This window comes from Microcoleus sp. B3-A4, assembly GCF_036705385.1.
Lineage (GTDB): Bacteria > Cyanobacteriota > Cyanobacteriia > Cyanobacteriales > Microcoleaceae > Microcoleus.
This window is the reverse complement of sequence record NZ_JAUBUI010000009.1, coordinates 26,809-53,632: the sequence shown is the minus strand read 5'-3', so window position 1 is coordinate 53,632 and position 26,824 is coordinate 26,809. Positions and strand designations below refer to the sequence as shown.

Below are 26,824 nucleotides of genomic sequence, written 5' to 3'. Positions count from 1 at the left end.
TGCAAGTCGGCCGGGGCGGGTTTACAGGATCTCGGATTTGTACTGAAGATCGGGCGCGAACCCTTTCAAGGCCGTACTCGAATATGCTGTACTTGTTATTCGAGTACGACCTTGAACGCTGCAGAAATTACGGTCAATATGACACACTCTACAGCAAGCTGATGACTAATGACTGATGAGTGCTGACTAATTAAGTTTCCCCTAACTTGCTGAGTACAAAAGCAACCAGAAACCCGCCGACAGTAATTAATCCGGCAAAATCGTGAGTTTCCTCGAAGGCTTCGGGAATCATGGTATCTGAAATCATTGCTAAAATACCGCCCGCTGCTACAGCGGTAGTTGCAGCGATTATTTCCCGAGAAAAGTGGCTAAAAAGCGTATATCCTAACAATGCTGCGATACCGGAAATAACTGCGATCGCGCCCCAAACTCCAAAAACGTAACCCATCGATCTCCCTGCTTTTTTCATGCCGGCGGCGCTAGAGAGTCCTTCGGGAATGTTGGAAAGAAAAATTGCCGCTACTGTCACCCAACTGACAGCGCCTCCAGAAATCATGCTGACGCCAATGACGATCGACTCCGGTATCCCGTCTAACAGCGCGCCGAGGGCGATGGCTAATCCGCAATCGCCTGACTCTGTTTTAGCTGGGTGCAAAGCGCCCGATCGCTTGCGGTGTTTTGCTCCCTGTTGACTCAAATACCAATTGGCGGCTGTGTAGACAGCAGCGCCCCCCAAAAAGCCGATCGCCGTCGAGTCGAAACCGCCGAGCTTGTAAGCTTCATCCATCAGTTCAAAGGATAGGGCTGAAATCAGCACACCAGCGCCAAAAGCCATAATTGTCGCGATCGCGCGCTGGGGAATGCTCACAAAGTAACCCACCGCCGCTCCCAGTAGCAGCGCCGAACCCCCCACTAAACCCCAAAATCCTGCCTGCAACCACACTGGAAACATCAGCCCTACCTTAGAGGAAAATTTTTTATGCCCGCATAAAATTATATATAGGACTTACGGATGGGGGCAAAAAACCGGGTTGTTTACCAAAAAATTGGGTCTAAAGCCCCGTCCTTCTAGGACGGCTTTAATTCTATTTCTTGTTGTAAAGATTGATGGAGTAAAGGCATAAACGAGAAAAGTATTTGCAGGTGTGGTAAACTAATCGCATGATAGTCTTAGAGTTTAAATTAAAAGGCAAAGCAGAGCAATATCAGGTCATCGACGAGATGATCAGAACAGCTCAATTTGTCCGAAATAAAACTCTTAGATATTGGATGGACAATCAAGGAATTAAGCTTGTTGACCTATACAAACAATGTGCCGTCATGGCAAAAGAGTTTGAATGGGCAGGCAAGCTTAATTCAATGGCACGTCAAGCTTCGGCAGAACGTGCCATTTTTGCTATCCAACGTTTTTTCGCTAATTGCAAAGCTAAGCAACCAGGAAAAAAGGGCTACCCACAGTTTAAAAAACATACTAGATCCGTCGAATACAAAACTTCGGGTTGGGCGCTTTCTGCCGACAAAAGGTGTTTGACTCTTAAAGACGGTTTCGCAGCGGGAAAGTTTAAACTAATCGGTAGTAGGGAGCTGCATTTTTATGCACCCAATGAGATAAAAAGAATCAGAATTGTGCGTCGTACTGACGGATACTACGCCCAATTCTGTATCAACGTGGAGCGAAAAGAGGAGCTTGTTCTCACTGGGAAAGCTATCGGAATAGACGTAGGACTCAACCATTTCTACACCGATAGCGATGGTCAAACAGTTGCCAACCCTAGGTATCTCCGAAAAAGCGAAAAAGCTTTAAAAAGATTGCAGAGACGAGTTTCTAGAAAAAAGAAAGGCTCTGGTAATCGGAAGAAAGCGATCAATAAGTTAGGAAGAAAGCACCTGAAGGTCACAAGGCAGCGTAAAGACTTCGCCATTAAGACGACGCCCGGCGTGGTAAAATCTAACGATTTTGTAGCCTACGAAGAACTTCAGGTTAAGAATATGGTCAAGAATCATAAGCTTGCTAAATCAATTAGTGATGCAGCGTGGTCACAGTTTGCTCAATGGCTGGAATATTTTGGGAAGGTGTACGGAAAAACGGTAATTGCTGTCAATCCTCAGTACACTTCTCAACAGTGTTCAAATTGTGGCAACTTGGTTAAAAAAACGCTGTCAACTCGCACTCATATTTGTAATTGTGGTACAACGTTAGATCGCGATCACAATGCGGGAATTAACATTGTGAGGAAAGGATTGAAGCAGGCAGGAAGTTCTTTAAATACGGCGGGGCACGCCGAAATAAACGCTTGGGGACAGAACAATCTCTACTATGAAGGTGGTGACGCCAACGAGCAAGTTGACTGAGTGATCCAAGAATCCTCGTGCCTTCAGGTCGAGGAGTGTCAACTAATTCACTAAGTACATTGCTCATAGTTAGAGTTGCTAGTGTTCCCATCAACATTAACTTTTTTACCCCAGGATGCGATTGACTCGAAACCAGCAATAGCCGTAGGCTTCTAACGGAATAGAGGGCTAATTTTTTTAACTACCATTATTCAATCAATAATAATAACGATCTTTGCTCCTTATCGCCGTCTACGCTGACGGATATCCTGGCCCAAGAATTAGATAATTGAACCAACCAATCGTTGCTGCAATCCTGTAAGAAATTACCCGGGTTTTGACTTCGTTTGTGCTGTGTAGGATGTCTAGATAAATTAAGAATGAACTGGCAGCAATGGCTGCGAATAATTAACGTTAATTGCTCAGAAATTTGACTAAAGCTAAGACTGTTAATACCGTCGCATTTAGTAGCAGTTATCGGAAAAATTATCCCGGTAATTTTCAACGGCGTCTGAAAGAACGATTTACTCCTTCTAATGGTTTTAAGCTCGAACGTTTTGGCTTCCTGTGATTCCTCTACAAAGCCAATAAAAGAGCCGTGTAAATTCCAGCACCAAGAGCAAATGCCCAAAAGCGACTTTCTCGTTCTTCTGGCAATTCTTCTTTGAGGACGTTGAGAACAATTCCTCCGGCTAAAAAAGCAAATAAAACTGCGATCGTAGTTTTTCCAATTTCAGTAGCGCTACCCAACACCCACCCCACAATAATAGCTGCTGCTAGTATCCAGCGTCCGATGCGGTCATAAATATGTTTGTGGTGTTCCCGCAAACCAGAGTCGTTCACTGCAAAGTGCAGTGCCATTGCACAAGAAAACAACAGCAGATTGGTAATGCCCGGTTGTTCCCGATGCAGCAGCAGATAGCCAATCAGAGCGTTGTAGATGGAAAAAGAGCCTATGTGCAACCAAAAAACAGCAGGACTGGTCACATCTTCTTCGCCACGCAGACGAGATAAATTTGCCATTTGCTCCAGGCCGTAAAATACAGTCAATCCTAACAAAGCTATTAAATAAACGTGGTGTTCTAGATAGGAAATAACTCCTGCTTCTACTTTCTCTAATACCCCTTGGTGCAGATTTAATTCCGGTAAAATATGTACAAAGACATAAGCTACCGAAACCCCACTCGCCGCTGAAAGCCAGCCACTGCGAGGAATAGGAGCAAACCGCAACTTGCCGCAAAATAAATGTGTCAGCGCTAAACCAATGGCAATCAGCGCGCTTAAAGCTAAAGTATTAGGAGCCGATCGTAAAGCTGTTGTTATTACCATAATTCTGCTCAACCAAATAAATTCTGTTTTAAAGCTTTAATGACTTGGTGATACCGCTCTTGCACATCTTTCTGGTCTTGCTCGTGAGAGATTTGTTCGCGGCTACTATTTAAAATCATCTCCGCCTGACGGCGTAAAGCTTCTCGTTGTTTGAAATTGCGGGTGTAAGTGGCGATGCAAGCTATAGCTTCCAATAAGCGAATTGTTACCGCCACATCTGATTTACTGTACTGGCGAATTTGGTTAAAGGCAGCATCGACTAACCTTTCAAACGTCACTCCTTCAACAATGACGCGCAAATTTTGGTCATCGTCGTAGCGATACGGCGAGGGAAAATCCCTTTTGGAACGGTTCCGTCAAAAGAATTAGGATACCAGCTAGGAAGTTTTGTAAGATATCGCGAAATGCAAAACCAATCGCTACCCCGCTAATTCCCAGCAGTTGCACCAAATCGCCTGCTTTAAATGTGGGAATTACAATCGACAAGGCAATAAACAGACCAACCAGAACAGTAATACCCTGCGCTAACCTTCCCAACACCAGTCCCAAATTCCGCGATTGGCGGTGGTTGCGGGTAAGCCGCCTGACCGCTGTCTTAATTGACCGGCCAACAAAGAAAAAGATTGCAAAAACAATTAACGCTAGTATCATATTAGGCAGCAGGACAATGAAGTCATCGATCATGCTCTCAATCTTGTCCCAGACTGCGGATATTTCTGCTGTCATAAAACTTCCTCTTGCATCAGTCGTTATTGATAGTATTAAAATTAGCCATGTCAAACTCTATCTTAAGGCTGTATATTACTGTAACGTGAGGTTAATTTAGGATTTACACAGCGACAGTAAATATTGGGGATGGTGCGTTACGCAGAAAGCTAACGCACCAACAATTTTTTTCAAGTGGATATCGAAGCCACATCTTGACCGTTGAGTTTTTGTGCGATCGCATCCAGCACCTTCTGTTCTGCTTCGGAAACCTCTCCCTTACTTTCGGCAATGCGACGGCATTGAGCTAATAGCGGTACTGCAAAGTCGGGGTTAAGTTGCTCTAACAATGCACCCAATGGTTTGGGGGACTTGATGTTAGCAGCAATCCTTTTGAGAGAATCGGCATTTAATTGCAAGACCTTCAATTCTGGCAGAATATCTTCCCAGTTTTTGTTGGGATAAGTTGCCAAAATCATGTGAACCATAATTTGATCCATCCCTGCTTGCTGGGCGATCGCAACATCGAGATATTTCTCGCTTTGTTGCTGGATCGCTTGCAGCGTTTCGGTTCCAGGTTCTTCAGTCTCTTCCCTCACCTTGGCTTCGTAAAACTGGCGCGCCGCATATCCCAGCGCGTACAGCATCGTAGCATTCGTACTCGCACCAATCATCGCGCCAGCCAGCGGTACGTTGCGTAAAAAGCCCAAACCAGCTCTCATTGCGTTGCTACCGCCTAGCGCTAACCCAAAAATTGCCAAAACCTCGCCTTTTCGGGCTGGCTGTTGCAAATCCATCCCATAAGCGGCGGCAATTTCATAAACCATTTCGGTTTGAATCGCAGTAGTCGCGGCTAAATCGATCGCCAGCAGTGCAGCCGCGACACCGGGTAAAATGCTGCTAGCAAATCCGACACCACCGGCGTGGAGCGCTTTTTCCACCATAATGCGATGGGCAATTTCGCTGGGATCTTCATTGGGATACTTTTGTTGGAGTTCCTTGACTTGAGCTTCGGCTTTGGCTAAGTCGATGCGATCGCTCACCCCAACTAACCAATCAAGCCTGAGTACCCCTGCGACTTGTTTAACAAACGGAAGATTGCCAACATAAGTTACCGCATCTCCGGTTCCTTGCGTCGCTTGTCCAATCAATCGATAAGTTTGTTTAGCAGCCGCTTCCCCCCAATCAACTGCTGTGTCAACAACCGCTTTGCCTGCATTCAGTGCAGATTCTGTTGCCTCAGCAATGAAATTTAACAAACCAGAATTTTGCTGTGAATTAGTTTCTTTTTTTGGCTTTGATTGGTGATCCATGACTGTTTTTTTAATTAACTACAATACGCCAGGTTTTGAGTTTGGACGTAGCCTCTCAGCAGGACTGTAATCGGCACCCAACCATCCCTTCCTAAACTTTCAATCGTCACTCTTCGTCCATTCTCACCAAGACTTTGAATCGTCACATTTCGCGCGGAATCCATGATGCCAATCACTTCGCTGTTAGCCGTCGGTTGTCGCCGAACCTTAAGACCATTCCTCGCAATAACCTGGCGACAGCTATCTGGTACTTGCGTTAGCAAATATTCACCTTGAATCTGTGTTTTATTTGTATCAGTGGCGAACGAGGGAGCAACTAAAACCGTTGCCGTTAACAAGATCGAACTTGTTAACCTTGTATATTTTTGCCATATCCTCTGCTCTTGCATCGCTTTATCTCCTTTTAAATCTCTATGCCAAAACCTTAGAAAAGGTTTTTAGCTCGTTCATCTTCTCTAAGAAAGAATGAATCACCATCCCAAGGGTATAAAATAATTCGACTCGCTGCTGTGCTTGTTGAATTTTCTGGTTTTATTATCGCTAATCAAGCATAAACCCGAGGTTTGCGAGCGCCAACAGCAGCACCAATCATTGCCCCTGCCAAACCCAGCAAAGAGCCAAGTAGAAATGACCAAGCAGCTTTAGCTGTATTACCACCGATATCGCGAACTTGATTTGAGTCTACATTCGGCGCTTGATTCGGTATATTAACGCCGTCCTGTTGTTGTACTTGATTGGCAATTTCTCCAGCATTAGCAGCGGCAGCGCCAACAGCACCCGATATCCCGCTTGCTAATAACCAAGAACTAAGTGCTAAGGTAGTTTCCCACAGAATTGCTGCATTCAAAAGTGCTGTTTTCTTGGTCATCGGGCCGCAGCTTTGAGCCATCACCCAACCTCCCAAAAATAGGGAAATCAGCAAACTGATAATCGACAAAATTACGACCCCAAAACCAACGGAACCTGCATCCGCCCCTGTTGCACCCGCGCTTAATCCGATCGCGATTGCCAAAGCGCTTAAACCCAGTTGAGTGTCCAGAGCGATCGCAATTCCTGCCAAAATTGGCCCCCACCTCACTCGATCGTGGTAATCCACCAGCGGATTGACGATTGTAGGCTCAGTGAGTTGACTGCCCGATCGATCTGGATAAGTCATAAAAGATTAACCCCTGCGTTACGTTGTGACTTTTTCCTTGGGGGTAATTTAATTTTACTTAATCATCATTACCAGAATATCTACCGATGGACATAATATTTTTAAGTTGAAAATTTTAAATATCAAAAGTAGAAATTTCGCTCATAAAATCGAAATTTCCTTAAAAAAAAAACCAGCAGCTACTTTAGAGATGCCCTTAATTTTGTAGGATATCCTGTAGTTAAGGTGATAATAAAACCTAATAAATTATTGTGATAGTTGGTGCCAGAAAGGTTTTAGGTTGGCTCCACCAAACCTACGAATGATTAGATAAATTTCTCACATTAAGTACAGGGAAGCTAAATTCATCCACCTAAAGATAGAAAGCTATAAAAAAAGCTCGCTATCTTGATGATTTTCAATTTGCAGAATCCTTCATAACAAGGAAGTATTAGAAGTGATACCTATCTAAAGTAAGTGCACAAGTTGATGTAGATAGTACAGGAAACAACAATGTTACTTTACAAAAGTGAGGATTTTAATCCCAACTACCGCCAAGCAGCTTTTGATGACGACGATATCAAAGGGCTGGATGTGTATGGCGGAAGTACCGTTGATAACTCCCATCAACATTAACTTTTTCAACCCTGGATTCGATTGACTCGAAACCAGCGATAGCCGTAGGCTTCTAAGGGAATAGAGGGCGAGTCGGCACCGAGAGGTTCATACAGGCGATCGCCAAATAAATCGAACAAATGGCTGTATTCCTGAGATTTCAGCGTAGCGGTACAAGGTTTGTCGGCTAGATTGTGGACAGCAATCACCGTCCTGCCTTGCCAGTCGCAGCAGTGGGCTAACACCGAGGGAGAGTCGGTTTCCAGAATGTGCCACTTGCCCCTACCCAACTCAGGACATTGCTTGCGGATGCTGATTGCACGTTCCATCCAGTTAATTAATGACGCAGGATCGCGCTGCGCTGCGAGGACATTGACTTGTTTGTAACCGTATTCTCCGTTGGCGATCGCAGGTCTGGCAAGGGCATCAGTTGCAGCCGTCGAGAAGCCACCATTCGCTGCATCTGACCATTGCATCACCGTGCGGACGCTGCCTCGACCTTCCAGCGAAAGATCGTCGCCCATGCCAATTTCTTCGCCATAGCGCAGCATGGGTGTACCAGGCAGGGTGAACAGCAAGCTGTAGACCAGTTCAATCCGGCGGCGATCGCCTCCCATCATCGGTGGTAAGCGACGACGAATCCCGCGCCCGAAAATTTGCATAGTTTTCTCAGGGGCAAACGCTGCAAAAATTTCCTCTCGTTCCGATGAAGTAATGCGGTCTAGCGTCAGTTCATCATGGTGGCGCACAAAATTAAGCCACTGACAAATAGGAGGAATATCCGGTAAGGTTTTTAGTCCCTCGCGCAATGCTGTGGATTCTTGACGCGCCAGGGCCAAAAACAGATGCTGGTTCAGCAAAAAGTTGAACAGGATGTGCATTCTGTCGCCCTTAGCAAAGTAGATAGAAATTTGCTCGCGATCGACATTTGCTTCTGCCAGCAACACTGCATGACCCCGACGCGATGACACAAACTCTCTCATTTCTTCCAAGAAACCTCGCAGGCTTTCGGGGTCTGCACCTTCGATGCCAATTCCTTTAATTAAAAAGGGAACAGCATCAATGCGAAATCCAGACACGCCCAGTTCTAGCCAGAAACCCATAATTTTGCAGATTTCTTCTCGTACCGCCGGATTGGCAATATTCAAATCAGGCTGTTCTTTATAGAAGTGATGCAAATAGTAAGCGTTTGCTTGTTCCTCGTACTCCCAAATACTGTCCTCGGCATCGGGAAACACCAGCAACTCTGGATCAGTTTTGGGTGGATTTTCTGACCACACGTAGTAATTGCGATACTTGGAGTTTTTATCGCTTTTGGCTGCAAGAAACCAAGGATGCTGATTGGACGTATGATTTACTACCAGATCGATCAGCACGCGAATTCCTCGTTCCCTTGCTTGGTGCATGAATTCGACAAAATCTCCCAGGGTTCCGAGTCTCGGATCGATGTTGTAGTAATCCATCACGTCGTAACCATTGTCCCGGTTAGGGGAAGGATAAAACGGCAGCAACCACAAACAAGTAATTCCTAGCGCGGATAAATAGTCTAGGCGGTTGATAAGTCCCTGAAAGTCGCCGACACCATCGCCGTCAGAGTCCATGAAGGTTTCAACATCGAGGGAGTAGACAATTGCGTTTTTATACCAGAGGTCTTTCATTGCAGTAAATTTATTAATAGAGAAACTGTGTAACATGGCTTTGTTCCGAAACCCGATCACAGGGTTATTTAGGAAGCTGAATACCACGGTTATAGCTCATCTTTCGGAATATGAGCCTAAGTCCTGTTGTCCCAATTAAAAATATATCTATCCATCTAAAGGTAGATGAAATATCTATCAAGATAATAAATAAATTACGTTTTTTAAATAAAAAAACGGTAGATCGAGCTGACTACCATTAGCAAGATCGATCGCTACCAATTTCCGATTAGATGTTCATCCAAATAGCCAAGTTGTTTAGCTTGTAGCTGCACTGCCTTAGCTCTCTTTCACCAAGACAGTGCAAAACCAAAAACCTTAGTTAAATCGACCAGCGCTTGTAAGTCCTGACGGCAGAGGAGTTGTGTTTGCCTTTAGCGATCGCTAATTTTGCCAACTACTCTTCTACCCAATTGAGTAACCCAAGAGAAGTAACAGCTCCAAAAAAGTGAGCGCCAATCAAATTGACGTTGGCCATCGTCACAAAAATATCTAGGGAACGAATCACATTTTCGGGCGCATAAGCTGCCATCGCTTGCGGTTGACTAAGAGTTTTTGCTAGGACTACAGCAACTGTTTCTTCAGAAGCAACAAACGCGATTAATACCCCCACCAAACTAGAAACTAATCCAATCCGTAAGGTGTGAGTAATATGTTCTTTGCTGGGATATACCTGGGAATTTTCGGCGTGCAAAAGTCGCCCTAAAAGCCTATAGCGAAAATCCCAAAAAATTCTAAAGCACAGCAATAACAGACCAACTACCGCTAAAAATATGCCGAACCCAATACCTGCATTATTATTGGTTTGATCGCTCATGTTGCGACCCAACATAGCAAACAATAAAACAATGCCGGAAACAGCACCCAAGAATAACTGTATCCAGAAGCTAAATCTACTAAACAAGCGAAAAGTTGCGACGAATTCTGTTTGGGTCAGCGGTTGCGACAGGGATTCTGGTTGATTCAGTTGAGTCATTATATACACCTTATTGCTGAATTGAGCGTCAAAGCAAACGACGTAACAAATAGGTTCTGCTTGTCTTCCTGTCGCAAGCGATCGCCTTGTGGTTAGCTATTAGAGTTTTTCTGAAAAGTCAGTTAAGGGCAGGACAGGATGCCGGATGTTTGGGAACCGAATTCGGCAATTTCCGGTAAATCAAAAGTTGAACTCAACACAGACACTGCCATTGTGGTTGATTTAATTTTCCTAAAATCCTCCCGGTTCTGAACAATCAACTTCTTGCGACAATGGGAATTTAGAGTCTTAAAAATCGACTTAGGCAAAACGTCTATTGTCTTTGTTCACCATTTCAAAATCTTGTTTCTATCTCTATTTAATCTAACTAGCCCAGCCTTGCCATCTGTCTGATGCCATAAGAAAATATCCACCTGATGGAAGATGATTGAGGAAAAATTTATGATAATGCTTTGAGTTAAGTGCGAGCGATCGGACTATTGGCGATCGATGTTTGATTCCCAACTGCCGCACAGGGGCGCATCCATTCTTGCAACGTCCATAACCTAGTTAAGGCAGCTATTCCAGATTCCCAACTATTCATATGCGAGTTTGGATGTATTCGTTGCCAGCAAGATTACCCGGACAAATTTTTGCTCGCCTTCCCAGTATTGACGATTTAACCGAACAAAATTAAACGAGTTTTATGTGAACCACTTCGCATATTTATCTGTTGTATTCCCACTATCTAAGCCTGATTATCCATAGCTTATTAATTATATTTTTGACCATACTCCTGGTAAATCAGATGCCATACCGCCACGGAAATATCAGCCTTTTTGCGGCTTTTTACCGTCAGCGAGCCGATGCAATTATTTCAAAATTAGAAAAGGGTTTAATGGGTTGGTTGGCAGGCATTGCATAAAGCATGAGTTTTAGTGCTATAGCAATCCTTGCACGATTCCTAAATCTTTTACCCCACCCCAACCCTCCCCTTAGTAAGGGGAGGGAGTAAGAAATTCACAAATGATTTAGGCTTGCTATATTACGAGTATTATTGGTTTCTTTGCTTTGCAAGTGACACTGCTTTTTGTTGACGGAATTGTGGCATTTATCTTCGCTTTTATTCCCTGTAAAGGCGATTTTTTAAGCGTAATTTCAGCACGGCTGCCTTTATTAGATTCGCCTTGGAAAGCAGGCGAGGTGCTGTTGCTATATTTCCTAATTCCACAAATTGGAGCAGGCTGCTTTGTCACCCCTATTCTTATGAATAAGCAGGTATATTGGCTTTCCAATTACACCTTAGCACTCAAGACAGTATTTAGATTGTTATTGGTTTTTTGGGGAGTATTTTTAACACCGCCAATTATAATTGTTATTAAAACTTTGGTTAAAGAACTTTTAATCAAGGATATACTATACTGCTGGCAGACTGCTCCATCAGGGAAGCTGTCTCATAGCCCATAAAGCTAGATTTGTCAAGGGTAATAAATGTGAAATCTATCTATCAATCAACCGAGGAAAATCCCGCTTAAGACTGATGAAAAATAGCTCTAAACAAGCTAATAATTAAATCACTAGATAATAACATAAATTATTTGTTTAAAAACTCAGTTAACTGGAAAGGAATTCACCATAGGCGTATGCCAGTAGTCGTTAACAACTAAAGTAGAAAAAATATGAAACGGGACAACTCACCCACCGACAGCATTAAAGACTCTATTGGACAGGCAGCTTCTCATCCCTGGTTTGAGCGACTGGCAAGATTGGGATATGCTTCCAAAGGCTTAGTTTACTTTATTGTCGGTTTTTTAGCAGCACAAGCAGCCTTTAGTATGGGCGGCAGGACAACCGATACTAGCGGTGCATTATCAGAAATTGTTAACCAACCCTTCGGTAAATTTCTGCTATTTCTTGTAACGATTGGCATTATTGGTTATGCCCTTTGGCGTATCGTTCAGACAATTCTGGACCCAGAACACCAAGGACAAAAGATGGATGCCAAGCGAATTGCCCAACGCATTGGCTACGCCTTAAGTGCTTTAGGTTACGCAGGTTTGGCTTTAACGGCTGTAAAACTGATAATGGGTTCGGGCGGTGGTAAGAGCGATACAACCGAAGATTTGACAGCCCAAATTTTAGCGCAACCGTTTGGACAATGGCTGGTAGGATTGGCAGGCTCAATTGTTATTGGTGTAGGTTTTTCTTATTTCTACGAAGCATATAAAGCCAAATTTCGCCGCCATTTCAAGCTAGATGAAATGAGCCCAACCGAGCAAAAGTGGGCGACACGGTTGGGCCGATGTGGAATTGCTGCCCGTGGAATTGTTTTCGTTATAATCGGTTTTTTCTTAATTCAAGCAGCAAGGCTATCGGATGCCAGTCAAACGAAGGGATTGGGCGAGGTGTTGGCAATTCTGGCACAACAGCCTTTTAGTCCAGTGATTTTGGCTCTAGTACCTTTGGGTTTAATTGCCTATGGGATCTACTCGGTAATTGAAGCTCGCTATCGGCGAATTTTCCGCTCATAAGCTTGCCCGTTATACGGAAAGTTATGAATTTTGAGTACAAGATTATTTTTGGTGAAGTCAAAAGTTATCTAACCCAAAACTCAAAACTTTTACTAGGCATCCTGATTAAATCACCTCCTTTTAAGTCGGGATATTTTAACTCAAAACTTAAAATTCAAAACTCAAAACTTAAAATTCAAAACTCATAAAAACGTATGGCACAAATTGGTTATCACGCTTCCCACGAACAGTTTAAGCCCAGCGACCTGCTGAAATATGTCCAAATGGCAGAACAAGCTGGCTTTACCCATGCCCTTTCTTCCGATCACTTTCATCCTTGGAGTGAAGCGCAAGGACAAAGTGGTTTTGCTTGGTCTTGGTTGGGTGCAGCAATGCAAGCAACGCCGAGGCTTTCCTATCGGGTTGTTTGCGCTCCCGGACAGCGGTATCACCCGGCTATTATTGCTCAAGCTGCGGCAACGTTGGCAGAAATGTTTCCCAATCGTTTTTGGCTCACGGTTGGCAGCGGTCAAGCATTGAACGAACATATTACTGGGGATAAGTGGCCTACTAAGAGCGATCGCAACGCGCGCCTCAAAGAATGTGTCGATATTATCCGCGCCCTTTGGGCAGGAGAAACCGTCACCCATCGCGGTTTAGTGTGCGTAGAAGATGCAAAACTCTATACCCGCCCGGAAATTCTACCATTAATTATCGGCGCGGCAGTTACCCCAGAAACCGCAGAATGGTTGGGCAGTTGGGCTGATGGATTAATTACTACTTCTCGCCCACCTGAAAAGTTAAAAAAAGTCGTTGATGCGTTTCGTCGCGGTGGCGGAGAAGGAAAACCAATGATTTTGAAAGTGCAGCTTTCCTATGACAGTAATGCAGAGAAAGCACTACAAGGCGCTCACGATCAATGGCGCAGTAACATCTTCAAAAGCAAAATGTTGACAGAACTGATAACACCGGATCAATTTGATGCCGCCGGGGAGTTTGTGCAACCAGAGGAGTTATATCAACACGTCCGCATCTCCGCAGACCAAGGGCAGCATATTGAATGGTTGCAAAAAGATATTGAATTGGGGTTCGATCAACTAATTTTGCACAACGTCAACCGAGAACAAGAGCAGTTTATTGAGGTGTTTGGCGAAAAAGTAGTCCCAGGGCTGACAAAAAGTTGAGTCGTAATTATGATGCTACTGATATCAATTCCGGCGTCGCCGGAATGATATCAAATCCGCGCTTCATCGTCGGGCGTAAAGTCGAATCAATCTGCCAACAAATAATTCGCGCAATTTTCAGTTTTTTGACTCATAGTCAACAGTCAACTATCACCGGCGGTGCAACTGGAATCGATATGACTTACCGACTAGGATTGTCAGAATCCTGAGTGCGATCGCTCTCTCCCAAACCCAATGCGGTTGGCCACTTATCGGGATGGCGCGGTATCAGCATTCGCACATCACGATCGGGCAAGCCGATGCCAGCATCTTTGAAGGCAAGAACGATATGAAATGTCTGCTGAGCTTGTTGAGCTGCCACTGGCTCAGATTTTTCTAAAAAACTGGTCGCATAGATGCTAAACGACAAAGCTAAAAATGCTGTACTTAATTAACGCCAAACGCCAGCAATTAGACATTATAAAGCTCCTCTTTTTTTGTAACTGTAGTAATTTTTTAGGTTCGTATTTGCGCTTCAACGCATCTGTGGGCGAAGACAGCGCAACTACAAAACCTGGTTCAATTCATTCGCACTCTAACGCCCTTCCGTCTTCACATCCAACTCTTCACGACGCAGCGTTTCCGTTGCCTCAACAATCTCCGTTTCAACTTCTTTCCTGATGTTAACTTCTTCGCGCACAAAAGCTTCTTTTTTGAGGTCGGCAGTCTCTTCGTAAACTTCCATACGCATCACTTTTTCCTGCTGGAAGGGAGTATCCCGACTTACTGGCGCACCTGCATTTTCGGGAGTTATACTCTCAATTACAACTCGCTCTTTTTCTGTGGGAATTGAAACTCGTGCCGTTTCGGTTTCAACTCGCTTGCTAATTGCTACCTCGCCAGCTTTGTGACGGCTTTTCTCTGCAACCAGTCGTTCTTCGTAGAGTCGGAATTTGTGATGCTCGCGCTCGTTCATCTGATACAATTGAGGCTCTTGTTCGTAAGCGTAGGTGTTGCGGTCATAACCAGCAGCACTAGCTTGGTTAGAGACAGAACCCGGCATAGAAAGTGGTGCAGATGCCTCTAAAGGCAATGATGCTTCTACAGGTGCAGACGCTTCTACAGGTAGAGTACGATAAACACCCCGCACTTGTTCTTCATAATCGTAATCAACCACCATCTCATCCTCATACTTGGGTAGTCTTTCTGCTTGCTCTTTACTCCTCAAACCCGTCGCGTAGATGCGTTCTGCATCAACATCCACTCGACAAAGAGCAACTGGAACTAATACCTTCTTGCCAAAGATCCAGAAACCCGTGTCAACAACAAAATATCGGAAACGTCCTGTCTCATCAACTAGCGCGGTATCGATGGAGCCAATCTTTTCATCTGTATTTCCAGCATAGATATCCAGACCTTTGATATCTTCGCCATTAAAAGCCGCTTCGCGGTAGTTGGGATTAAAATCTTCAATTTTGTAAAGTAACATAGGAATCCTTCCCTTTCTATCTACATCAACTTATGCCCCCATTTTAGATATAACTCAAATTTGATGCTTCCTTCTTATGAAGTATAAAATGAAACAGAATAGTAAGATGAGTATATTTATTTGGATTGTTTTATGTCTTTGGATAGATGAATTATCATTTGTATTCGCCTTCCGCACCCTCAAGTTTTACAATCGGTTTTTAACTGTTTTTATCAAAAAATAAAATTATAAGTTATACTTTAATACGCTAAATTAACTGATATAAAACATTTTCTCGACCAATTTATTACTTTAAAACTAGAGTGATGTGGGCATTGCATATATTCATAATCGTCAAGGAAAAACAAGAAAATAATTCGGCTTTTTCTGTTTGATATAAAAAAGCCACAAACGAATCGAAAGTTGAACATCTCTTTAAACTTGGAATAATAACATAAGGTCTTGCGATGTAACCCGCGCCAGATAATGTCTGGACTCCGGTGTTATGCCCTTCGACCGCAAGCCCTAAATATTATTATGAATATATGCAATGCCTCCTCTTCAGCAAGCAATTTCCCATAACTGAGGACTAATGACTAATAAAAACAAATTCCCCGGCCTAACCAGGGAACGAAAGATATTAAAAAAAGTAATAATGACTAATAAAAACAAATTCCCCGGCCTAACCAGGGAACGAAAGATATTAAAAAAAGTAATGTTGTTTTAATAAATTGAATATGCCAAAAAGCGGCGATAAGTTAGTAGCAGCCCTTGTTGATTTGAGAGTGGACGCCGGGGCGGGCATTCCTGTGCAGGTGCCGCACCCGATCGCATTTTCCAGTCTCAAGAAAACAGTTGCATTCATATTTGAGTACCAATTAAGCTTGGCTGCTGTTGCGAGTCTGGCTAGCCAGCTCCAACAGTTGCGCCCAGCGTTTTTGGACTTGTTTGGGAGTGCATTTGAGCGCGGTGGCGATCGCCTTGTCGCTTTCTTGATTCCGCTTCATTTCTAACAGTTGCTGCATTTCTGGCGCAAGTTGAGCGCGAAATGCTTCCCATTTGTCCGAAGTCATTCCCAGCTTTTGATCGACATCAGCACCCAGCCATTCGTGGACGAGTTTCCAATTTTGAGTGCGGGCAAATTTTTCGACGTGGTACTTGAAACGTTGTTGCAAGTAGTCGCGCTGGCGGGAAGACAAACCGAGCGCGCGGTCAATTTCCGAAGCCGAAAGGTCTTGCAATTTTAAAGTTAAGTAATTCACGCATTCTGGCTGATTTTGGGATTCCAGATAGGCGATCAATTCCGAGACTACTCGATCGCGCAGCACAGCATCAGCCGGATCGACAGTTTCCGATACCATTTGCTCGCGCACTTGTTGCAGCGCCGGAGAGCGGCTGTACATTTCCGCTTCTTCTCCCTTGCCGGATTCTACAGCCATTTCAATGTCGATCGCAGTTTCGGGAGGCTGGCCCTTGGCAAATCCTTGAGCGCGCAACACGATCAGGCGTTGGCGGTTGCGGCCGGGCAAACCGATTTGGCGCTTGGCGTAGTGTTCGGTAAAAGCCATGTACTCAGCTAATTCTAGCTGCGTGCGGGGCTGGTAGGTGACATCGAGTTGGTGTTCGCGGCGGAAAGCTCGCAGAGATTCGATGTAAAAGCCTTGCAAAAAGTCTTCAATCATGTTGTAGCGAGCTTGGAAGTTCAAGTTCGATCGGAAAGAAGCAACATGGCGGTAAATCATAGCCGCGAGGTGGGAGTGCAGTTCGACGCGGCCTTGTTTGGAACCGAGGCGGTAGTATTGCAGGGTTTTTTGCAACCGGTGCTCGGCCAAGGTGATTTGCCAAGCTTCTACTTCGCCGGAAATTTGGATGCGATCGCTCTTTTGGCAAATCCGTTCGACTTCCTTAGCAATCCGCATCGCCACTGGTTGAGCGCTGCGGCTGGCAGTTTTCATTTCCGCTTGCAATTCTTTGAGGGCGAAGTTAGCCAAAGCGAGGATATCGATGCTGGGAAGAGTATTGATTTCGGCGGTTTGTTCGCTGGATGCAGCCGGAATGCTGTTGATGTCAGAAGCGGTGTTGCAGTTGACGGTGTTGGTGGCAGCTTTGAGAGTCATGGCGTTTATCGGGTGGTAGGGCACAGCGGGTGTGCGAGGACGTTTGTTAGAGAGTGAGGCGGCAGTAGCTGGCGGTTTCGCTTGCTGTGCTGATTCAACTCTCTATACATTGAATGTTACGGAAGTAGAGATAACCGCAGTTATGCCAGTGTTCCACTCTCTCATCCAACAGTTTTTGGCTGCTGAATCTGATTCTAAGCGCTGGCTGTGGAAGATTGATTTTATTGCCGTTAAAGCCTTACTGTACAAGCATTCTGAGCTGTTATTTGTGTGGGGCGATCGCGAAAAAGATTGACGGTCTTCCAGGGCCGCTGAGTGGACGATTTACAAACTGGTTTTTTAAGGGTTTGAGGTTCTGGAATCGGGATGGGAGAAAATGTAGCGAAAACCCATGTCTTCTGAACCTACGCAACAGCAGTTAGGAAACCCGGTCGATCTGAAAATTTGCTCTTAGTAAAACGCGCAACGGCCTTTTTTGAACGAACCGCGAAGACGCAAAGGACACGTTCGGCGAAGCCGTTCCCGAAGGGTAGGAAGACAAGAAAAGTAGGGTGCGGTGCGGTGCACAGAGAGGCCTGTCAACCAACTCACCCGCATTCTCTTTCTAATATCAAAGTCACTGGGCCGTCATTGTCGATCGAGACTTGCATCATCGCTCCAAACAAGCCTGTTTCAACTTTTAAGCCGCTCTGGCGCAACTTTTCGACAAATTTATCATAAAAAATTTCAGCTCGTTCAGGAGTCGCGGCTCGGTCAAATGAAGGCCGCCGACCTTTGCGGCAGTCCCCATAGAGCGTAAACTGACTTACAACCAGCAACTCGCCACCGATGTCTTGTACGGACTTGTCCCAGCGCCCGGTATCCGTGGCAGAGTCGGGAAACAAACGCAATTCCAGGCATTTGCGAGCCATCCAATCGAGTTCTGCTTCGGTGTCGGTGTCTGCAATACCTACAAGCAAGTTAAGTCCGCAGCCAATTTTGCCGACAATTTGACCGTCAATTTCGACTTGAGATGATTTTACTCGCTGGATAATGACTCGCATTGACCTGCTTTTTGGTAGCGTCCTAGGATTATTTCAACAGCAGCCCAATCGCCGTGTCGCCATGAAAATGAAATTGTCAGCCACTCACCACTAAATCTTAGATTAAGCGTGGGGGCTTCAAAGGCAAGTTTATAGTTGACCCACCTGAGTCTTAAATGACACGGCAGGCTTAGGCTCGATCACTGGTTCAGGACACTGAGATTGGAGGGTTATGCGCGCACGGCTAATGTGTATGTCAACTAGACAGAAATGACCCAGCATTAAAATCAAACCCAAAAACAAGGCAGCGTAACCAATCAATTTGAGAAGGGCTAATAAACAATTAGCAAAAAAAAGAAAACTGTCATCTTGAATTCTTACCCAAAAACACCAAAAATTCCTTTGGAGTCGTGATAAAAAGAGCGAAATATAATCACGAATTATTTTTAGCCGCCGATTGCTCATAGCCCGTCTCCTTGCAAGCTTTTTGTAATAGCTTAGCCGAAAACAATGAACGTGAGACGGTCAAGGGAAACTCCCAGACCTCGTTGGGTTTGCCAACTATTGCACTGGTTGTGGGAAGTAGGAGTGGTGAGAGGTGGTGGGAACAGCATAAAGGTGCAGAGATTACGTAAAACCAACGCAACTCTGCACCTTTGAAAGCACTGGCGATCGTGCTTTTGAGATCGGCGGACAGTATAAGTGTGCGGCTCTGTTTTTGTTAGCAACAATAAAATAGGTCGATCGCTCTTTTTATTCGAGGGCGCTCTTTTTCTTGGAGGGCGATCGCCCTTCATTGTCCCCATCCATCTCCAGTTCGCGATCGCGAAAACAATTACACCGCGACGCTCTTTGGTTTAGGTGAAAAGAATATTTTACTGTTAGTTCTTCCCAAAACCTTTACCGCGACTGGTTGAAGGCATACAAAGACAGTTTTCGAGTTGCGATCGCAAAGTCTCGGTATCCAAACCCTGACCGATGAGAACAAGCTGGTTTTTCCGCTCGCCTTTCCACTCGTCATCGTCCATCGTAAATCGCTTGCCGCTCAAGTGAAAAATATGCCGTTTGGGGCTTTCTTCAAACCACATAATCCCTTTCGCGCGAAACACGTTTGTTGGCAGTTGGTTGTCTAAGAAATATTGAAATTTCCTTAGAGAAAACGGCTTCTCGCTCTGGAAAGAAATTGAAGTAAATCCGTCATTTTCTAAATGGTGGGAGTGGTCGTGATGGCTGTGGTCGTGATGGTCGTGGTGGTCGTGGTGGTCGTGGTGGTCGTGGTGGTCGTGATGGTCGTGGTGGTCGTGGTGGTCGTGATGATCGTGATGATCGTGGTCGTGACTGCTAGGAGTTTTTTCTGATTGGAAATACTTGTCAGATTCAAACAATCCGACGCTGAGGACTAGCGGTAGGGGAACTTCCGATTTTACGGTTCGCAGAATTCTAGCACCTTCTTTGACATCCCGAATCTTAACTTCCAACAAATCTAAATCTGCTTCTTCAACCAAATCAGTTTTGTTGAGGATAATTATATCGCCGTAAGCTATTTGACTGTAAGCTGCTTGAGAGTTGAACAAATCTAAGCTGTAGTTGGCTGCGTCTACTACTGTCACTATCGAATCGAGACGAGTCAGGTCGCGCAGTTCTGTGCCTAAAAAAGTCATCGCTACTGGCAGCGGGTCGGCGAGTCCGGTTGTTTCAACTACTAAATAATCGAGATTTTCTTGACGTTCCAAAACTTTGTAAACTGCATTAACCAAATCTTCATTAATTGTGCAGCAGATGCAGCCGTTGTTCAGCTCGACCATGTTGTCGTCGGTGGTGACAATCAGTTCGTTGTCGATGCCGATTTCGCCAAATTCATTTACCAAAACTGCTGTTTTCAAACCCTGCTGGTTGGTCAGGATGTGGTTGAGCAGGGTTGTTTTACCGCTGCCGAGAAATCCTGTAATGATTGTAACGGGCAATCCGTGTTTGGGAGCGTCCATCGCCAGTTCTGTCTCGGACTGAGTTGTAGATTGCATAGCTTGAATGTCAAATAAGGTCTAAAGCTTAAACTTGTGGTTCTTATTGTATCTTAATTAGGACAAGGCCCCGTAAACCCAGTTTCTCGGAAAAATGTTGGGTTTGGTGGCCGGGTATCTACGCATCAATCGGCAATCAGCGCGAGAGTGCAAAATAAGTGCGCCGCTAATTATCGGCAATTGCTAACGCGGTCGATCGCACTTTTTTATTTTTTTGATAATTTTTTTGTTCAGAGTACCTGTCGCTGTTTGGCTGCAACGAGTTTTCCCGGTAAATCCTGCAGCGACAAATTTGGGCCCAAGTCAAGCTGAGTGCGATCGGTCAATTCCCGCTGCTCTATAATAGTTTTAATTATTAAGCTGCCTAAAATATTTCAACCTCAACGAAAACAGGGCGGCGGCTAAGTATAGCCACCGCCCTCAAGATAGTATTGCGCTATCTAAGTCTGTGCTTACGCAGGAAGCAAGACTGAATCAATAATGTGGATGACGCCATTATCAGCAGCAACATCGGCTGTGGTAACGGTAGAATCATTGATTTTGACGCCATTGGAAGCATCAATTTTAACTTCTGAACCTTCAACTGTCTTGGCAGATTTCAAATTGACTACATCAGCAGCCAGAACTTTGCCGGAAACGACATGATAAGTCAGGATTTTTGTCAGCTTAGGAATGTCATTAAGCAGTGCTTCTACAGTACCTTCGGGAAGCTTAGCAAAAGCTTCGTCAGTAGGCGCGAAAACTGTGAAGGGGCCAGCGCCTTTGAGAGTATCTACTAAACCAGCGGCTTGGACTGCAGCAACTAGGGTAGTAAAAGAGCCTGCCGAAACGGCGGTATCAACGATGTCAGCCAAGTGAGTCACCTAGTTTTTGTAATCTATAAATCAATATAACGCTAAAAAGTTAATTTAGCTACATTCATTTTTTCTCTAGTTCTGTCGGGTTTTCTGAATTGAATATTTAAGATAGCACTTTTTAATTGAACTCATTTTATCAAGTACCTATCTAAAGGTAGATCTTTTTTTAGAGATTTTACTGTATTTTAATTCATTAATGTAATCCTAAATATATTAGTAAGATGCTCCCCCCTGCCGGGTGTTTAAACTAAACGCAGGGGCGACGGCTCGGCGCCCCGAAGCTAAGACATTTTGATTGACTTGGCAAAACATTCAACATTAAGCACAGCGCTAAGGCCCCGTAAAACCAGCCACCCCGACTGATGGAAACAGTTTGGGAAATCCCGATCTAAACTGTTAACAAACATTAACTAGCAGAAGGGTGACATGAGATACAAACTACTAGGTCACAGCGGACTTCGCGTTTCCGAAATCTGCCTCGGAACCATGACTTTTGGGGAAGACTGGGGTTGGGGGAGTTCCTACGACGAAAGCCGGAAAATGTTCGACGCCTTTGCAGAAGCGGGCGGCAATTTCATTGATACCGCGAATCTCTACACCAACGGTACTAGCGAAAAATATGTCGGTGAGTTCATCGCAGCCGATCGCGAAAAATGGGTAGTTGCCACTAAGTATAGCCTCAACATGAAGAATGGCGAAATTAATGGTTTCGGCAACCACCGCAAAAATATGGTGCAAGCAGTAGAGGCCAGTTTGAAGCGATTGCAAGTTGAATACATAGATTTGCTGTGGCTGCACGCTTGGGATTTTACCACACCCGTTGAAGAAGTAATGCGCGCTTTTGACGATTTGGTGCGCGCCGGTAAAGTTCTTTATATCGGCATTTCCGATACGCCGGCTTGGATTATTTCTCAAGCAAATACGATCGCCAACCTGCGCGGTTGGACACCATTTATCGGCTTGCAAATCGAGTATTCTTTAAAAGAGCGAACTCCTGAACGGGACTTGATCCCTATGGCAAAAGCCTTTGAGATTGGCATTACAGCTTGGAGCCCCCTAGCAGCCGGTTTGCTGACAGGAAAATACAATACTTCAGAAACAGCCAGCGAAGCTAAACGGCTGAATTCACCTGAATCGGGAAAAATTAACGAACGAGACCTCCAAATTGCTGGCGAAGTTAGCAAAATAGCAGCCGGAATTGGCAAACCTGCTTCTCAAATAGCCTTAAATTGGCTGCGACAACAGCCAGTCCAAGTTATTCCGATTGTCGGTTCCCGCAAACTCTCGCAACTTCAGGAAAATCTCGCTTGTTTGGAGTTTGAATTAACGCCGGAGCAAATGCAGCAGTTAGACAACGTAAGTGCTATTGAATTGGGTTTTCCCCACGATTTCTTAAAGAGTTCGACCGTGCAAGATTTTGCCTTCGGAGGGGGACTGGCAAAAATTGACCGCCGACTTTAAAAGTGCTGCTATCTTCTAGTCTGGGCGGGTTTAGGTGGATATTTGGCGTTCGATTGCAGATATCGGCGAAGCCGCTCTTAGAGGGATGATTGACATTTGTGCTGGGGGCGCGAGGTTAAACTGACGCCCACAGCGCAAATGTCATCACCTTGGTTTCTTGTCGCAGACTCGCGCAAAATCTTAGGTTTATCGTTGCGGTTGCGTGGTTTCTTTGATATTGTTGAGACAGGTGCTTTTCGGTAAGTTTAACCCCACTCTATAAAAATGTCAATTGTTAATCTATCGGAAGTCAGAAATGTCGGCCGACTTTTTGTATATTAGGATACAAAATTTCCCAATTAGCGCTCGGATGAGTTAAAAAAAAGCCAGGTTTGTCAAATCAAAAAGCAAGATAAACTTGATGACAAATTTTCTATCATCTCCAAATAAAGCAATAAAACTCGCTCTTTTTTCACGCCGTCCCTGCCAGTTAAGAGTCATTTTACAAGGTCGATCGGCCTTTTAACGGCTTTTGAACCCCGCATGCAAGCTAAGCGCGTCCTGAGATAGAAGTCATCCTTCAGATAGAAGTTAGGGCAGAAAAACTGGGTTACATTTAACAGCAATAGCAAGTCTACCAATATTAACTTATCTCCAAGTTTCAATTCTGAAAAAAGCAGATAAGCGTGTTTCTCCGCAGCTAAACAGTTTCTTTGTTTGGCGCACTGAATGCGGCGCTTGCTAGTCAATAAAAGTTCTCAGATTTATGCTTGCGATTTTCAGTAAGAGAATGCTGAGAAATATATCCTATTGACAAATTTTAACGGACAAATTTTCATGGACAAATTCCAGAGGCTAATATGTCGCCCCCAGAAAACTCAGTAAACAATAGTTATAGCAATAAAGAGCGAGCATGGGAGATCCGATTTACCTCTATAGATCCAGCCAAATCGCCCTCTCAATTTGCTTCCTCGCCCGCATTGCGCGCCAAATTATCAAAAACTGAGGCTTTAGATCCACCAGATTTAGTTTGCCTGTCTCATTTGCGGTGGAATTTTGTCTATCAGCGTCCGCAACATCTCTTAAGTCGTTGTGCGAAAAGTCGTCGCGTATTCTTTGTAGAAGAACCGATTTATAGCGCGGCTACAGATTGGTGGCTTGATGTCAGCATCCACGAAAGCGGAGTTTGGGTAATAGTACCGCACCTGACCAAAGGAACCAGCGAAGCAACAGCACAAACTGCTCAGCAAGCCATGCTAGATGATTTGTTTCGAGCGGCCGAAATCAGCCAGTACATCCTCTGGTATTACACACCAATGGCTGTGAGTTTCACAAACCACTTAAAGCCGCTAGCTGTAGTCTACGATTGCATGGATGAATTGTCAGCATTCAAAGGCGCACACCCCGATTTAAAAGCCAATGAAAACCAACTATTAAAGCGCGCCAGCGTAGTATTTACAGGCGGACACAACCTTTACGAAGCCAAGCAGCACCAGCATCCCAACATTCACGCCTTCCCCAGCAGCATCGAAAAAGAACATTTTGCGACCGCCAGGAATCTTTCACAAGAACCGACGGATCAAAAAGACATTCCTCACCCGCGTTTGGGATTTTATGGCGTTATAGACGAACGCATGGATATCAAACTGCTGGGGGAGATAGCCCAAGCAAGGCCCGACTGGCATTTAGTCATTATTGGCCCGGTGGCGAAAATCGCTCCGACAAGTCTGCCAACCCACCCAAATATCCACTATCTCGGCGGCAAATCTTATCAAGAACTGCCAGCGTATCTTGGCGGGTGGGATATCGCAATGCTGCCTTTTGCGATAAACGAATCGACTAAGTTTATTAGTCCCACGAAAACTCCAGAATACCTCGCTGCCGGCAAACCTGTGATTTCTACTCCTATCCGCGACGTGGTGCGGCCCTACGGAGAAAAGGGCTTGGTTCGGATTGCTAGCAATTCTGAAGAATTCGTTGCTTGTGCCCAAGAAATCCTCAGCGAAAGTTCGGACGTTCGCACCAAGTGGCTCAGCCAAGTAGACGCCTTTTTAGCAGACAATTCTTGGGACAATACTTGGGGCGAAATGCTGGGGTTGATCGAAAGTGCGATCGACGAGAAACGGCAGAAAGCCGAAGGCCGGATCAAAGTTTTAAGTTAGGAATGTTGAGGTTGAATTTAAAGAGTTACACTTTACGGATTCAAAAATTAACACTCAACAATCCTCGCTTTATCTCCAATTACCAATTATTCCTTACCCTTACCCACAATTAGAGGTGTTTCAATGTTTGACTATTTAATCGTCGGAGCCGGATTTGCAGGTAGCGTCATTGCCGAAAGACTAGCAAATGAAGCTGGAAAAACTGTCCTGATAATTGATACCCGCAACCACATCGGCGGCAACGCATACGATCACTACGACGACCACGGCATCCTCGTACACAAATACGGCCCCCACATTTTTCACACCAATTCGCGCCAAGTTTTCGAGTATCTTTCGCGCTTCACCGAGTGGCGGCCCTACGAACACCGCGTCCTAGCCAGCGTTGACGGTCAACTGCTGCCAATTCCGATCAATCTCAACACCGTAAACGAACTTTACGGACTGAATCTCACCTCATTTGAAGTAGAAGATTTCTTCGCGAAAGTAGCAGAACCAAAGGATTACATTCGCACTTCCGAAGATGTAGTTGTCAGCAAAGTCGGCCGCGAACTTTACGAGAAATTCTTCCGCAACTACACCCGCAAACAGTGGGGAATGGACCCGTCGGAACTCGACAACTCAGTGATTGCGCGCGTACCCACTCGCACTAACCGGGACGATCGCTATTTCACCGATACCTATCAAGCAATGCCGCTTCACGGCTACACTCGGATGTTTGAAAAGATGCTTTCTCACCCAAACATCAAGGTGATGCTGAATACCGACTACCGGGAAATTGAGGGTTTTATCCCTTACGGAGAAATGATTTACACCGGGCCGGTCGATACCTATTTCAATTATTGCTACGGCAAACTTCCTTACCGTTCCTTGGAATTCAAGCACGAAACACTGAACGTACCCGTACACCAAAAAGCACCGGTCGTAAATTACCCCAACGAGCATTTATATACTCGCTGCACTGAGTTTAAATACCTCACCGGACAAGAGCATCAAAAAACTAGCATTGTGTACGAATATCCCCAAGCTGAGGGAGACCCTTACTACCCGGTTCCGCGTCCAGAGAATGCCGAAATTTACAAGAAATATAAGGCTTTGGCTGATGCAACTCCGGGAGTTTCTTTCGTGGGAAGGCTGGCGACTTACAAGTATTACAACATGGATCAAGTGGTCGCTCAAGCTCTGACAACTTACAAACAAATTACTACCAAGCCCGTAATTGAATTGGTAGAAAATGTTAACGGTTCGGCCTCTAATGTAAGCTCCTCCAATGCAGTTACGCCCCCTCGCCCCGCAGCTTCTCTAGAAGTCGCTGCTGTCAAAAACGGCAACAGCAACGGCAACGGTAACGGTAACGGCAACTCTGCTAGCAAGTAGCTGGAAGCTGCGAGTTAGGGGTAAAAAGGTAAGGTGCCAACAGAGCACCTTACTCGGTTTTCATCAAAAGTTATTTAATAATTCAAACAAGCACTGAGGTAAAAATGAACGTTCTAGTTAAAATTGTTTTGTCTCATGAGGTTTTGGAAAATTCTCAATTTGCTCAGTTTCAGAAAGAAATACAGCGCCTCATTGAAAGCGGTGGGAAAATTCTTATGCTGGATTTCTCAAAAATAAATTTCCTGAAAAATTCCGAGTTAATGGCTGTAGTGGCGATCGTGAAATTAGTTAGAGACAGCGAATGTATACTTTTGATCTCTGCCATGAGCGAACAAGTTAGAATTCTCTTTGAACTCACGGGACTACAGCAAATATTTCAGTGTTTGCCGTTTGCAGAAGACTTTTCTCTCAAAAGTGAGCTAACTGATCCGTTAGGAGGTTTGCACAGTCTTGCTAGCTAGAGGGAGAGGGGGAGAGGGGGAGAGTGGGGGATAGGAAAAATCTTCCTGGTTTATTCTTCTTTCTTCTGACTAATGACTTCAGCACAAGAGAGCCTTCAGATGAGCCTGTATTAAGCTGCAGAAATTTTGCAAATTAATCAGCAAAA

At 44.8% G+C, this 26,824-nt stretch carries 26 protein-coding genes; 10 read left to right on the top strand and 16 right to left on the bottom strand.

Annotation, left to right across the window (positions count from 1 at the left end):
* Positions 1 to 190: 190 nt before the first annotated feature.
* Complete coding sequence (locus QUB33_RS06985) at positions 191 to 952, bottom strand: ZIP family zinc transporter (RefSeq protein ID WP_333348884.1); 762 nt, start codon at positions 950 to 952, stop codon at positions 191 to 193.
* A 209-nt stretch (positions 953 to 1,161) separates the two neighbouring features.
* On the opposite strand from QUB33_RS06985, the gene QUB33_RS06980 reads away from it, so the two are divergent.
* Positions 1,162 to 2,352, top strand: coding sequence for a transposase (locus tag QUB33_RS06980; protein WP_333348882.1), 1,191 nt, complete (start codon positions 1,162 to 1,164; stop codon positions 2,350 to 2,352).
* A gap of 555 nt (positions 2,353 to 2,907) precedes the next feature.
* Here the strand turns inward: QUB33_RS06980 and QUB33_RS06975 are convergent.
* The 6 genes from QUB33_RS06975 to QUB33_RS06950 form a co-directional block, all read right to left on the bottom strand.
* Positions 2,908 to 3,660: a hypothetical protein gene (locus QUB33_RS06975; RefSeq protein WP_333348880.1), complete on the bottom strand. Its 753-nt coding sequence runs from the start codon at positions 3,658 to 3,660 to the stop codon at positions 2,908 to 2,910.
* An 8-nt stretch (positions 3,661 to 3,668) separates the two neighbouring features.
* Positions 3,669 to 3,959, bottom strand: coding sequence for a DUF2254 family protein (locus QUB33_RS06970; RefSeq protein ID WP_333348878.1), 291 nt, complete (start codon positions 3,957 to 3,959; stop codon positions 3,669 to 3,671).
* Positions 3,960 to 3,966: 7 nt separating this feature from the next.
* Positions 3,967 to 4,386, bottom strand: coding sequence for a mechanosensitive ion channel family protein (locus tag QUB33_RS06965; protein WP_333348876.1), 420 nt, complete (start codon positions 4,384 to 4,386; stop codon positions 3,967 to 3,969).
* Positions 4,387 to 4,556: 170 nt separating this feature from the next.
* Positions 4,557 to 5,678, bottom strand: a complete 1,122-nt coding sequence (locus QUB33_RS06960; protein WP_333348874.1) for an EcsC family protein — start codon at positions 5,676 to 5,678, stop codon at positions 4,557 to 4,559.
* A 14-nt stretch (positions 5,679 to 5,692) separates the two neighbouring features.
* Positions 5,693 to 6,067 carry a hypothetical protein gene (locus tag QUB33_RS06955; RefSeq protein WP_333348872.1) on the bottom strand — a complete coding sequence of 125 codons (375 nt, stop codon included), beginning with the start codon at positions 6,065 to 6,067 and terminating at the stop codon, positions 5,693 to 5,695.
* A 155-nt stretch (positions 6,068 to 6,222) separates the two neighbouring features.
* Entirely contained in the window at positions 6,223 to 6,834 is a 612-nt protein-coding gene (locus QUB33_RS06950; protein ID WP_333348870.1) for a hypothetical protein, read from the bottom strand.
* 492 nt (positions 6,835 to 7,326) lie between these two features.
* Here QUB33_RS06950 and QUB33_RS06945 point away from each other — a divergent pair, with 492 nt between their 5' ends.
* The gene (locus tag QUB33_RS06945) at positions 7,327 to 7,449 is read left to right on the top strand and encodes a hypothetical protein (protein ID WP_333348869.1); all 123 of its coding nucleotides are present in this window, start codon (positions 7,327 to 7,329) and stop codon (positions 7,447 to 7,449) included.
* 5 nt (positions 7,450 to 7,454) lie between these two features.
* On the opposite strand, the gene QUB33_RS06940 is transcribed toward QUB33_RS06945, so the two are convergent.
* The 3 genes from QUB33_RS06940 to QUB33_RS06930 all read right to left on the bottom strand — a co-directional run bounded on the left by QUB33_RS06940 (position 7,455) and on the right by QUB33_RS06930 (position 10,684).
* Positions 7,455 to 9,086, bottom strand: a complete 1,632-nt coding sequence (locus QUB33_RS06940) for an alpha-amylase family protein (protein ID WP_333348867.1) — start codon at positions 9,084 to 9,086, stop codon at positions 7,455 to 7,457.
* A gap of 436 nt (positions 9,087 to 9,522) precedes the next feature.
* Positions 9,523 to 10,101, bottom strand: coding sequence for a DUF3611 family protein (locus tag QUB33_RS06935; protein WP_333219208.1), 579 nt, complete (start codon positions 10,099 to 10,101; stop codon positions 9,523 to 9,525).
* Positions 10,102 to 10,558: 457 nt separating this feature from the next.
* Positions 10,559 to 10,684, bottom strand: coding sequence for a hypothetical protein (locus QUB33_RS06930; RefSeq protein ID WP_333348865.1), 126 nt, complete (start codon positions 10,682 to 10,684; stop codon positions 10,559 to 10,561).
* Positions 10,685 to 11,157: 473 nt separating this feature from the next.
* Between QUB33_RS06930 and QUB33_RS06925 the strand changes: the two genes are divergently transcribed.
* The 3 genes from QUB33_RS06925 to QUB33_RS06915 all read left to right on the top strand — a co-directional run bounded on the left by QUB33_RS06925 (position 11,158) and on the right by QUB33_RS06915 (position 13,774).
* A complete protein-coding gene (locus QUB33_RS06925; RefSeq protein WP_333348951.1) occupies positions 11,158 to 11,547 on the top strand; it encodes a hypothetical protein in 390 nt (129 codons plus the stop codon).
* A 212-nt stretch (positions 11,548 to 11,759) separates the two neighbouring features.
* Positions 11,760 to 12,611, top strand: coding sequence for a DUF1206 domain-containing protein (locus tag QUB33_RS06920; RefSeq protein ID WP_333348862.1), 852 nt, complete (start codon positions 11,760 to 11,762; stop codon positions 12,609 to 12,611).
* A 194-nt stretch (positions 12,612 to 12,805) separates the two neighbouring features.
* Positions 12,806 to 13,774: a TIGR03885 family FMN-dependent LLM class oxidoreductase gene (locus tag QUB33_RS06915; protein WP_333348860.1), complete on the top strand. Its 969-nt coding sequence runs from the start codon at positions 12,806 to 12,808 to the stop codon at positions 13,772 to 13,774.
* Between the two features lie 181 nt (positions 13,775 to 13,955).
* Here QUB33_RS06915 and QUB33_RS06910 read toward each other — a convergent pair whose 3' ends face one another.
* From QUB33_RS06910 to QUB33_RS06900, 3 genes are all read right to left on the bottom strand, one after another.
* Positions 13,956 to 14,183, bottom strand: a complete 228-nt coding sequence (locus tag QUB33_RS06910) for a hypothetical protein (RefSeq protein ID WP_333348858.1) — start codon at positions 14,181 to 14,183, stop codon at positions 13,956 to 13,958.
* 165 nt (positions 14,184 to 14,348) lie between these two features.
* Positions 14,349 to 15,242: a DUF2382 domain-containing protein gene (locus tag QUB33_RS06905; protein WP_333348856.1), complete on the bottom strand. Its 894-nt coding sequence runs from the start codon at positions 15,240 to 15,242 to the stop codon at positions 14,349 to 14,351.
* An 857-nt stretch (positions 15,243 to 16,099) separates the two neighbouring features.
* Positions 16,100 to 17,338, bottom strand: a complete 1,239-nt coding sequence (locus QUB33_RS06900) for a HetZ-related protein (protein ID WP_333348854.1) — start codon at positions 17,336 to 17,338, stop codon at positions 16,100 to 16,102.
* A 31-nt stretch (positions 17,339 to 17,369) separates the two neighbouring features.
* On the opposite strand from QUB33_RS06900, the gene QUB33_RS06895 reads away from it, so the two are divergent.
* Positions 17,370 to 17,633 carry a hypothetical protein gene (locus QUB33_RS06895; RefSeq protein WP_333348852.1) on the top strand — a complete coding sequence of 88 codons (264 nt, stop codon included), beginning with the start codon at positions 17,370 to 17,372 and terminating at the stop codon, positions 17,631 to 17,633.
* Between the two features lie 292 nt (positions 17,634 to 17,925).
* On the opposite strand, the gene dtd is transcribed toward QUB33_RS06895, so the two are convergent.
* The 3 genes from dtd to QUB33_RS06880 form a co-directional block, all read right to left on the bottom strand.
* Entirely contained in the window at positions 17,926 to 18,381 is a 456-nt protein-coding gene (gene dtd / locus QUB33_RS06890; protein WP_333348850.1) for a D-aminoacyl-tRNA deacylase, read from the bottom strand.
* A gap of 860 nt (positions 18,382 to 19,241) precedes the next feature.
* Positions 19,242 to 20,381, bottom strand: coding sequence for a CobW family GTP-binding protein (locus tag QUB33_RS06885; RefSeq protein ID WP_190693252.1), 1,140 nt, complete (start codon positions 20,379 to 20,381; stop codon positions 19,242 to 19,244).
* Positions 20,382 to 20,833: 452 nt separating this feature from the next.
* Entirely contained in the window at positions 20,834 to 21,235 is a 402-nt protein-coding gene (locus QUB33_RS06880) for a fasciclin domain-containing protein (RefSeq protein WP_333348847.1), read from the bottom strand.
* A gap of 429 nt (positions 21,236 to 21,664) precedes the next feature.
* Here QUB33_RS06880 and QUB33_RS06875 point away from each other — a divergent pair, with 429 nt between their 5' ends.
* From QUB33_RS06875 to QUB33_RS06860, 4 genes are all read left to right on the top strand, one after another.
* Complete coding sequence (locus QUB33_RS06875) at positions 21,665 to 22,699, top strand: aldo/keto reductase (protein ID WP_333348845.1); 1,035 nt, start codon at positions 21,665 to 21,667, stop codon at positions 22,697 to 22,699.
* An 839-nt stretch (positions 22,700 to 23,538) separates the two neighbouring features.
* Entirely contained in the window at positions 23,539 to 24,840 is a 1,302-nt protein-coding gene (locus QUB33_RS06870) for a glycosyltransferase family 1 protein (protein WP_333348843.1), read from the top strand.
* A gap of 123 nt (positions 24,841 to 24,963) precedes the next feature.
* Positions 24,964 to 26,217, top strand: a complete 1,254-nt coding sequence (glf, locus tag QUB33_RS06865) for a UDP-galactopyranose mutase (RefSeq protein WP_333348842.1) — start codon at positions 24,964 to 24,966, stop codon at positions 26,215 to 26,217.
* 104 nt (positions 26,218 to 26,321) lie between these two features.
* Positions 26,322 to 26,678 (top strand): STAS domain-containing protein, encoded by a 357-nt coding sequence (locus QUB33_RS06860; RefSeq protein WP_333348839.1) that lies wholly within the window; start codon positions 26,322 to 26,324, stop codon positions 26,676 to 26,678.
* Positions 26,679 to 26,824 lie beyond the last annotated feature (146 nt).